We start from the raw sequence: 9,607 nt of genomic DNA, 5'->3' as shown, positions 1-9,607 counted from the left end.
CGCCACCGCCGTGTCGGGCCACGACGGCGCGCACCGGGTTGGCGCCGACGAATCCCGGGACGGGCCAGCGCGAGGCCCATCAGTGCGCCAAGGGCCAGGCGGCCGGCCACGCAGGCCTTCTCCCACGGCTGACCGCGGAGCCCTCGATGTCCGGCGCCGTCAGCCACGCCCGGGGCGGCGTCCCGGTCGGCGGCGACGTGGCCGAGGACCGGGGCGGCCAGCCACAGCCCGCCGGCGTCCCGGAGCGGAAGAAGTAGTCGACGGCGCGCAGGTCCCACCAGCGGACGAGCTCGGCGGCCTCGGCCTCCCCGGGCCCTGAAGTGCGCGCCACACCTGCGCCTGCTCGCTCGGACGGGCTGCCGGGGCCTGGGCCGCAGGGGCCTGCTCGGCTCGGCACAACCTGGTCGAGATCTTCATCGGCGGCTCCTGTCGGCTCCGGAGGCGCGGGTCGGCAGCGGGATGACGCGGGCGAGGGCGGGGCTCTGCGGTCGGTCCGCTGGCAGCGGAGGACGCGCGGGGCGCTGATCGGCGACAAGGGCAAGGGCTTGGGCGACGTGGTCGTCGAATGACACGGACACGGCCGGTCGGGACATGGTGGTTCCTTGAGGGGGTGCGCGTGTTGGGAGGCGGCGTGGGGCCGGCGTCTGGCGAGCAGGGGGGTCAGCGGCGGCCGGCGCCGACGGGAACGAGGAGCCGGCTGCCGGGGAGCGGTTGGTAGTCGCCGGCCGGGCCGGTGCGTTTGGGTTCGTCATCGGGGCCGGCCGGTGGGACGGAGCCGAGCGGCTGGTCCCGGGGGTCGGGTTCGGCCGGCGGTCCTGTGTCGGCATTGGCCAGGGCGAGGGCCTGGTCGACGTGCTTCTCCAGAGAAGGCGGACCCGTCGGCCCGGTCGGCGCAGGAGGTGCTGTGCTGCTGTGCCGGGCTACGGCTGCGGGGAGCCATTCGCTCTGCGATGTGTGGAACTTCCGGGCCCGCGGTGTGCCGATGCCGACGACGCGGGCGCACTTGTTGATCCCCCAGGCGAGCTTGCCGTCGCGGCGGCGAGGGACGAGACGCACGATGCGCTCCTCGACCTCGGCGTCCGTGAGGACATCTCTCGTGCTGTCCGCACTGCCCGTACTGGCTTCCACCTGCGGGTTCCCGCTGGCTCCCGCGCTGGTGGACGGGGCGGTATGAGCGGAACCGGCACGGGTCGGAACGGCCGCGGAGAACCCGATCAGCGTGCCGCGCAGGGCTTCGAAGGCCGCTGCGGAGCGCAGATTCATACCGGCCCATTCTGTCTGTCGAACCCGCAGCTGTAGTCGGCCGACGACCTGTTCCAGCACGGCGGGATCGGCGCACCGCGCCCGCTCACTGGCGTTCTGGGCACGCCCGTCGGCCCGTGCTTCCAGGAGTCGGAATGCCCAGCGGGTTGTTCTGCCGGATTTGCGGACTGCCTCCTGGGCGCGGCGGAGCCGGTACCAGCGGTAGGCAGCGCGGGAGATGCGCACCTCGGCGGTGGCTTCTTCCTGGGTGAGTTCCTGCCGGGCTGCGAGCAGGAGCGCGACACGAACAGCCTCGACGGGGTGGAAGAGACGGATCAGTGCCAGGCGACGGTCGGGGCGGGTCCGGTTGCTGCGGGCAGCACGGCGTTCTTCCAAGGAACCGAGTTCCCACAGGACCGCGGCCAAGACGGGCCACACTGCGCGCACGGCGGCGCCGAGCGGGGAGGCCGCTTCCGCCGCGGAGAACAAGGAGCTGGTACCGGCCAACACCCAGAAGAGGATTCCGGACAGGCCAGGTCCCTGGCCGGTGCGTGCGCGGCGGCGTGCGCGGCGGCCGCAGACCATCGCTGCGATGTCCAGGGCGATGAAGGGCAGGAGATCGAACGGATCGGCCAAGCCCATCTGATGTCGTCCCACACGGCGAAGGCCGGTTGCGGACAGAGCTGCGGCCGCGGCCGCGATCACCAAGGTAAGGCAGTCCTCGACGCGGCGGCCGCGCAGCTCGAGCGCGGCGGAGCGCTGCTGTTCGTCGAGGGCGGCGTGGATCGCCCGTCGGCGCCGCAGGGCGAGTGCGGGGCCGAGGGTGAGGACGACCGCGCCGGCGACGAACTGCCACGAGGTGAGCAGCTCGGTGACGGTGGGCGTCGTCCCCTGGAACGGGTCGAGGGTCACGGTGGTCACGGCCTGTCCTTCTGCTCTACGGCGTCGGCGGCGCGTGCCTGCCGTTCCTCGACGACGAGGGGCGGCTCCTCGGTCACCCAGCTGCGGAACGCCTCGCGTTCCAGGACGGCCTGGTGCCACAGCGCGAGGAGCACGAGGGTCAGTGGGTCGGCGATCCCCGCCCCGTTGGCGGCGGGAACGGGAACGACGCCAACGAGGCGGGGATCGCGTCGGGCGAGGTGGCTGATCAGGGCTCGGTGGCGAGTGCGGAGTTCGGCCAGGTCCCGGCGGGCGGTTCGGGCGTCGTGGCGGGCGGTTGCCGCCGCGCGCAGCAGGCGGTGCAGGGCGTCGGTGCGCAGAATACGGATCATTGCTCACCACCGCTGCGGCAGGTGCGTCGGCGTCGTGCCGACGGTGCGGAGGGTGTGCAGCACGGCGTAGAGAAGCGGGATCTGGTTCATGCCGCCTCCTCCCAGCCGGCCTGGGCGCGGTGGGCGAGGCGAAGGGTGTCGCGGCGTTCGACGGCCGAGAGGATTGCGGCCTTGTTCTCGGCTCGTTTGCCGGCCGGGACGGAGGATCCCATGTACTGCTGGGCGATGCGCTGGACGTCGGTCGCGGCCTGGATCAGTTCGTTCTGGTCGCGGGCGGCGCGTGTGTCGTCGGCGCGGGCGGTGGCCAGCCGTTCGTGCTCGGTCTTCAGCCGTAGCGCGAGCTTGTGCTGGGTCAGGCCGCCGCGGACGCCGTGGGGGTCGTCGTCCCTCAGGGCGAGCTCGGCACACGCGGCGCGTACGGGGCAGATCGCGCAGTGGTCGCGGATGGTGGCCGCCCTGCGGCGGCGCCAGTTGGAGTCGGGTTCTTCGTCGCCCTGGTAGAAGCAGTCGGGGTCGGGGGCCACAGCGTGGCAGACGGAGTGCTCCAGGGCCTGGCGCAGCTGGGGCCGGCGCAGCCGCCGGGCGATCAAGTTGCCGTCGTGGCCCGCGAGGTAGCCGCTGGCCACGAGGACGTCGACGGGGTCGGCCTGGGCGAGGTAGCGGGCGATCTCCGTTTCGCCGGAGCTGCCGGTCCCGGGCGTCTCGGCGGTGGCCGGCTGGCCTGTCATCATGCTGTTCATGGGATGTCGTCTCCTGCAAAGGGGGCGGCGCGCTCGACACGGCCTCCGGGGGTCCAGCCCCGGAGGCCGCTGGGGTGGAGGACCGTGCGCGGATGGGGCGGGCCGTTCGGTGACATCGGTCTCCGCTGTGGCCCGCGCGATGCCGCGCAAGGGCGCGGTCGGGGGTCAGCGGGCAGTGCAGCGGGGGTCGTTGGGGGCGACCGCGACGGAGCCGTACTTGTCGTCCTTGTGGAAGATCACGTACACGCGGTTCGGCCCGTCGCATTTGGAGCCGATGTTCGCGAAGCCGTCGCTCATCAGGACGATGTCCATGGGCTGCTTGTTGATCGTGCCCTTGGGTGCGTCCATATAGGGCTGCTGGGCCTTGGTGCCGCTGGTGCCGCAGCCGGCGGCGCCCAGGGCGACAGCGGCGGCAAGAGCTGCGGCGGCGGTCCGGATTCGGGTGCTCATGGTGGGTTTCCATCACTCGGGGAACATCTGGCTTATCTGGCTCAGTCCAGATGAGCCAGATGTGCGATGATGGTGCAGGAAGATCGCTCGCGTCAAGAGGGAACCGCGATGAAGCAGTTCAGGGCCCGAACCCGGCTCCGCTGGTACGGCAAGATGTGCCTCATGCCGAACCCGCTCCAGCAGGACAGAGTCACCGCCGAACTGCGCCGCGACATCGCGGCCGGCACGTTCGAGCCGGGTAGCTTCCTGCCCTCCAGCCGCAAGCTCGCCACCCGGTTCGGCGTTGTCCGGAACACGGTCGCGGCCGGCATCGCCCCCCTCGTTGAGGAGGGTCTGGTCCAGTCGCTGCCCAAGCGCGGCTATCAGGTCATCGGGGCGCCGGCCTCGGCCTTCGAGGTGACCTGGACACAGGAGGGCCTGCTCCTGCCCGTCGGCCAGGAGCGGCTCGACTGCGGCGAGCAGTTGCGCGTGGAGACGTTGCGGGCCCCGCAGGTCGTCGCCGATCTTCTCCGGGGCCCGGAGGAGATGGAGGTTCTGGTGCGCAGCACGGTGCACCACCGTGCGGGTGCGCCGTGGGCCCTTCGGGAGTTCTACGTGCCGCAGTCGGTCGCCGAGACCGTCCGTCGGCTGTCGGCGCCGGCCCACGTCGACGAGGTCCGGCTGCTGTCGGAGCATGACCTGGACGAGACGGACCTGCGAAGCCGATGGTCCACACGCGCGGCCGCCGGCGACGAGGCGCGCCTGCTGAAGTCCGGCCCCTCCCCCGTGCACGACATCCAACGCACGGGCTTCCACGACGGGGCGCCCGTCTTCTGCGAACTGCTGACCGTCAGCACTGGCCGCGTCTTTCTGTCGCAATCACGTGGATCTGTCCCCGATGCATCCATCTCATGACCATTTTCGACGTGCGCACGCCATGTGCAATCGCCATGAATCGGCTGTCCCCGTACGAGAGGTATGGGGATAGGGTGACTTCCAGTCGATCTAGCATCGACCCCCGAAATGCACGATGCCCCCGCGACCTTGAGCAAGTCACGGGGGCTTATCGAACCGAGAACCGATTAGGCGGTGTCTCGTGGTGAAGCGTACCCGCACCCACGCGCAAGTACTCAGTCAGCCCGCTGATCGAGCGGCGTCCCCGACGCCGTCGTGGCGGGCTGTTCTGCTGTGCGGCTCGCGCGTTGGGCGCACCGCCCCGGTCAAGGGGGGCGGGATGTCGTAGCCGACCGGGCGGGCGCCTTTTGACAGGCCGCTCCTCGCCCTTCTCCGCCGGTCTCGGAGTTGCCGCTCCTCGATCCGGCCTTCACCGCCCAGCGGGAGTTAGCCGCTCCCCTGAGCGAGGTTCAGACCTCGCGGTCTGATGATCACTGCCTCACCAGCAGCCGCCCCAAGCGGGGCTTTGTCGTACCTCGGGCCAGGCCCGGGGAGGACGGAGTACATCTTGCAGTACCACCATGCTCTTTGTCAGCTCAGGCGGCGCGCACCAGCCAATCCCGGCCCCCAGCGCCCGCGCCGCCGAGCCCTCGCGCCCCGTCCCCTGGGTTCCGGCGCGGCTCCGCCGAGCCCGCGGACCCCTTGTCCGGCTGATCTGTCCGCGCGCGGACCCCTTGTCCTTTCCCTGGACCTGCCCGGCTCCACCGGTACCAGCGGCCCGTGACCGCTGCCCGCTGACCTCGCACTCCGCTCCGCCGGACAAGGGGTTCCGGTTCTCTTTGCCGCCCCCCTTGTCCTGCAGGTCAGCCTGGGTGCCGCCCTGGGTCTGGAGCTCGCACGGGCCACACCGGTCCGGCTGTGGACAAGGGGGGTCGAATTCCTCTGCTCTCTCCCGTCACACCGAACCGGGTCGGTTCACCTCTATGCCCGACACCCGCTTCTGACCGGCTGAGGACCGCACCCGCATCGACAACACAACAGTCCCGCCCACCGCCGGCGGGGCTGCGACACCCAGCGCAGCGAGCCTCGGGCCGCTGCGCCAGGAGAAGTGTGCCCACTACCGCTTTGACCGCCAGCCCAACCGCTTCCCCGCGCGAGCGTGCCGCTCCCGGGGACAACGCGGATACCGCTCCGCCGGGCAGCGCCGCCCCACTGCCGCGCCCCGGTGCGCCAGCGTGCCCAAGCTCTGGTGCGCCCGTGCGCCGCCAGCGGGTCAGGGTTCCGATGCGGTTGGTGGCCTCGGCGTTCTACGCGGACATCGCCCTGGCGGTGTACGTCAAGGTGAAGGCGCTGGGTCTGCGTGAGGAGGGGTGCCAGGCCAGAGCGGCGACGATCGCCTCGTACCTGGGTGTCTCGAAGGCCTCGGTGGAAAGGGGGCTGGCGCAGCTGGCCCGTCCCGCGCCGGACCAGGTCGTGGAGCTGACCTCGCGGCGACGCACGCTGCGCGGCGGGCGCGGCACGTCGGCGTTGCGCCGGACCAGGCCGTTGTCGCGCACGGAGGCATTCGTGTGGGTGCCGGTCGCGGCTGCGGAGGACCTCTCGCCTCGGCAGCTCCGCGCGTACGCGGTCATCGCCTACGCCCAGGCGGTGGGGCTGGCACTGACCGAAGCCGAGCTGGCCGGCTCCCTGTTCCACCACTCCGGCGCGAAGGCCGGACAGCCGCTGACGACCACGGCGGCGGGCGTGGTCGTGGACGAACTCGAGTCCGCGCGATGGCTGACCGTGCGGCGGCGGGCAGCAGCGCACGGACGGCACCAGTTCGTCGCGCACGACATCGTCCCGGACGACTCTCATCCCGTCGGGTGCGAGGGCGATGACGGCGGGCGGCGCGCTGAGGACTACAGGACGGACGGGTCCGGCACTTCCCCGGTTGGTGAGGGATCGGGTCCGCTGGATGATGAGGGATCCCTCGCGAATGAGGAATCACCTACAACTGACCGACCGGATGACGCGAGTGCGCTTGACTCACCCGCCGTAGGCGAGGCTCAGGTAGTTAAGGGAGCCTGGCCTGTGGAAAACCCGTCGGACGTTCCCGTGCGAAACCAGCCAGCGGCTCCTCTCGCGCTTCGCGCGGGTGCAAACAACAGGCCCTCCATCCCGAATCAGCGTGGTGAACAGGCACCCACCCCGACGGGGACGTACACCGGACCGCAGCTGACAATGAGCGCGGAGATCTACGCGGTGCTGGAGCCCGTGCACTGGCTGCTGGAGCGCGTGGGCGACGCGTTCGTCGCCCGGAAGATCGCACGGGTAGTCGGCCGCCAGCTGCGCGGCGGCATGGCCGCGGAGCGTATCCGCCACCGGCTCACGACGCGGCTCGCTCAGACCATGACCTCGGAGATCCGCGATCCCGGCCGGTGGCTGCTCGGTGTCGCGCTACCGCGGTGGGGGTGCGGGCATCAGGACTGCGAAACCGGGGTGATGTGGTCGACCGGACGCCGGTGCGACGTGTGCGCGCAGGTCGTGGCCGATCGGTTCCTCGCCCGGCAGCGAGCCCAGCGGCTGGAGGACGGTCTGTGCCCTGGCCACGGAACCCGCTCCGGCCCGTCCGGAGCCTGCGTCGAGCGCGCCGCGGACGAAGCGGTCCGGCGGCCGGCAGCGAAACCGGCAGGCCCCGGCGTTCCGCCGGGGCCGCCCCGCGGAACCTGCACCGGATGCGGCGCCCGGCTCTTCCTGGTCGGCCGCGCCTTGGCCGACAGGTTGTGCCCCGTGTGCCGGTCGGAGGGATCCGGGCCGACGCCGGCGTCGTCGGCCCCGAGCCCGGCCAGGCCCCGGACGAGTGAGCCGGAGATGTGCATCGGAACGGACGAGGCCCCCTGCGGTCGCGAAGCCTTGCCCACCCGGAGCGTTTGCGCCCGGCACCGGATTCTGGAAGTCGCCTCGGAAGCGGCCTGATGCCAGCTCGTCGTCGAGAGCAGAAGCCGGCCAAGGTGGCGGGTACGCACCGAGGAATGGCTGGTGCGCCGGTGCGCACCCCGGATCGGAGGACCGCACCTGATGTGCGGTGGTGCGTCAGGTGCGGTGGTGCGGTGCGCACCAAGGCGACTCGGGAACGGGTGCGGTCGTACGGTCGGGTGCGCCGACGCCGGAGGCACGCACGACCGCACCTCCATCGGGGAGCACCTGGTGCGGTGGTGTCGGGGGCCCCTCGGCTACGAGGTGCGCAAGGCGATCGGACCGTGGGTCCTGGATGTTCCGGCTGCGGAGCGTGATCGTCCGTACCCCTTGTCCGGCGGCAGTGCCCGTATCACAGACCCCCTTGTCCGGCTTCTGGCTCGCCCCCTCGTCCGGTTCCGGGTCAGCCGGACACCCCCCTTGTCCGGCCACTGACCGAGCTGCGCACCCCCTTGTCCGGCACCGCCCGCCCCCCTTGTCCAGGTCGACCAGGGGCGCGTTTCTCCTGGACCAGCTCCGCCCGATCCGGCCTGGATGTCGGCGTTGCGGTCCCACCGCCTCGTTCTCGGACTTCTTCTGCACGGTCCGCGAGGACGCCTCCGGCGGGGGAGATCTCTCTCCCCAAATCACGCAGCGCAGTCGGCATCGGTCTGGTGCGCGCGCCCTTCCGGGAGGCGTGCGGCCGAGGAGGAACGCGCCGCACCAGCGCACCTCGATCAGGCCGAAGGTGGTGCGGCGAGCGCGCCGACCACTCGGCGCACCGCACCAGCGCGGTGCGGTGGGTGCGGTGCGCCCCCTTGTCCGACCGCACCGCACCGCTTGTCCGACCGCACCGCACCCCCTGTCCGCGCACCCCTTGTCCGACCGCACCGCACCAGCGATTCCCCTGGACCGCGTCACGCCCCGGAGGCGATCAGACCGCGGACAAGGGGTGCGCGAAGAGCGTGAGCGACATCAGCCAGATGTCGCGAAAGGACGGACACGGACGTGGCCATCAAGAACCGCACCGCCTCTGCCACCGCTCCCTCCCAGTCCCGGTACGGCGCCGTACTGCGCATGAACCGGAACTGGACGGAGACGGACGTGGCCTCCAAGGTCCGCACCGCCGCGGCCACCGCCCCCTCGGGTTCCGGGTACGGCGCTCTGCAGCGCATGAACCGGGACTGGGAGGTCCTGTGCAGCGATCCGCGCGCCGCCGAGGGGGTCACCCGCTGGTCGCGGGAGCACGCCGAGCTCGTCGACGTCCACACCCCTCAGGACATCGTGCAGCTGCTGGTCTCGCTGTACCGGCGCGGCGACTGGGCCGGACACGACCAGACCATGACCGTGCTGGTGCGGCGAGCAGCGGGCGAGGGCTTCGACAGCGAGCTCGCCTGGAAGGTCGCCGTTCGGGTCCTGCTGCCCAAGGCGATCTTGACGGCCAAGACCCAGCTCCGTCCCGGCGTCGACTGGGAGGTCGTCTTCGGCACCGTCCTGAGCGCGCTGTTCGAGAACGTCCGGACCTACCCGCTGGAGCGCCGCCCCCGCTCCATCTTCGCGAACCTCGCTATGGACACGCTGTCGCTGGCGCAGAGCATCCTGGCCGACGACTTCGACAACCGTCGCGAACTCCGGAAGATCACCAACTCCCTCGCACCCCTCGCCGGCGATCCGCAGGTGCCGCTGCTCGGCGCCGACGGAGGCGACCCCCTCCTCCAGGTCGAGCTCGCGGACCTCCTGGCCCACGCCGCGGAGCTCGAGCTCGTGAGCAGCAAGGAGCCGGAGCTGACCGACGGCGAAGCACGTACCGAACTGCTCGCCCTCGTCATGTGGGCGGTGGACATCGAGGCGCTCAAGGTCTCTGACGCGCAGCGGATCACGGAGTACTACCTCAGCACCGCGCTCGACCACGACCAGGCGTTCCGCACCACCCGTGCGATGGGCGCGGAGGGCGCCCGGCTCCGGCAGCGCGCCAGCCGCGCCGTCCGCCCCCTGCGCGACGCCGACCTGAACGGCTACCTCGCCACCGTCTGAAGTTCCCCGCCGCCGGCCGTCACACCGCAGGACCGAACCGCACCTCTAGTGGCGATCCGCGTT

8 protein-coding genes are annotated in these 9,607 nt (G+C 71.5%); 4 read left to right on the top strand and 4 right to left on the bottom strand.

The genetic code is table 11. The annotated features are described in order from the left end of the window. A partial coding sequence (locus tag MHW47_RS06265; RefSeq protein WP_239221624.1) for a hypothetical protein occupies positions 1–257 on the top strand: 257 nt, incomplete at its 5' end. Between the two features lie 403 nt (positions 258–660). Here the strand turns inward: MHW47_RS06265 and MHW47_RS06260 are convergent. The 4 genes from MHW47_RS06260 to MHW47_RS06245 all read right to left on the bottom strand — a co-directional run bounded on the left by MHW47_RS06260 (position 661) and on the right by MHW47_RS06245 (position 3,703). Beyond that, positions 661–2,163, bottom strand: coding sequence for a DUF2637 domain-containing protein (locus MHW47_RS06260; protein WP_239221623.1), 1,503 nt, complete (start codon positions 2,161–2,163; stop codon positions 661–663). Continuing rightward, positions 2,160–2,513: a hypothetical protein gene (locus MHW47_RS06255; protein WP_239221622.1), complete on the bottom strand. Its 354-nt coding sequence runs from the start codon at positions 2,511–2,513 to the stop codon at positions 2,160–2,162. Before MHW47_RS06255 ends, MHW47_RS06260 begins: the two co-directional genes overlap by 4 nt. 86 nt (positions 2,514–2,599) lie before the next feature. Continuing rightward, positions 2,600–3,253 (bottom strand): WhiB family transcriptional regulator, encoded by a 654-nt coding sequence (locus MHW47_RS06250; RefSeq protein WP_239221621.1) that lies wholly within the window; start codon positions 3,251–3,253, stop codon positions 2,600–2,602. Between the two features lie 165 nt (positions 3,254–3,418). Then, positions 3,419–3,703 carry a hypothetical protein gene (locus tag MHW47_RS06245; protein WP_239221620.1) on the bottom strand — a complete coding sequence of 95 codons (285 nt, stop codon included), beginning with the start codon at positions 3,701–3,703 and terminating at the stop codon, positions 3,419–3,421. A gap of 108 nt (positions 3,704–3,811) precedes the next feature. On the opposite strand from MHW47_RS06245, the gene MHW47_RS06240 reads away from it, so the two are divergent. From MHW47_RS06240 to MHW47_RS06230, 3 genes are all read left to right on the top strand, one after another. Then, entirely contained in the window at positions 3,812–4,597 is a 786-nt protein-coding gene (locus MHW47_RS06240; RefSeq protein ID WP_239221619.1) for a GntR family transcriptional regulator, read from the top strand. Positions 4,598–5,860: 1,263 nt separating this feature from the next. Continuing rightward, entirely contained in the window at positions 5,861–7,531 is a 1,671-nt protein-coding gene (locus tag MHW47_RS06235) for a hypothetical protein (RefSeq protein WP_239221628.1), read from the top strand. A gap of 987 nt (positions 7,532–8,518) precedes the next feature. Beyond that, a complete protein-coding gene (locus MHW47_RS06230; RefSeq protein WP_239221618.1) occupies positions 8,519–9,544 on the top strand; it encodes a hypothetical protein in 1,026 nt (341 codons plus the stop codon). Positions 9,545–9,607: the final 63 nt, after the last annotated feature.

The organism is Streptomyces sp. OfavH-34-F, assembly GCF_022347745.1.
Taxonomy (GTDB): domain Bacteria; phylum Actinomycetota; class Actinomycetes; order Streptomycetales; family Streptomycetaceae; genus Streptomyces.
Note: the sequence above shows the minus strand (reverse complement) of the source record. Positions and strands in the feature narration are given on the sequence as shown.

What these genes read in the sequence shown, in the direction of transcription:
- MHW47_RS06255 (WP_239221622.1), bottom strand. Translation starts at nt 2,513, where the DNA reads ATGATCCGTATTCTGCGCACCGACGCCCTGCACCGCCTGCTGCGCGCG.
- MHW47_RS06250 (WP_239221621.1), bottom strand. Translation starts at nt 3,253, where the DNA reads ATGAACAGCATGATGACAGGCCAGCCGGCCACCGCCGAGACGCCCGGG.
- MHW47_RS06245 (WP_239221620.1), bottom strand. Translation starts at nt 3,703, where the DNA reads ATGAGCACCCGAATCCGGACCGCCGCCGCAGCTCTTGCCGCCGCTGTC.
- MHW47_RS06240 (WP_239221619.1), top strand. Translation starts at nt 3,812, where the DNA reads ATGAAGCAGTTCAGGGCCCGAACCCGGCTCCGCTGGTACGGCAAGATG.
- MHW47_RS06235 (WP_239221628.1), top strand. Translation starts at nt 5,861, where the DNA reads ATGCGGTTGGTGGCCTCGGCGTTCTACGCGGACATCGCCCTGGCGGTG.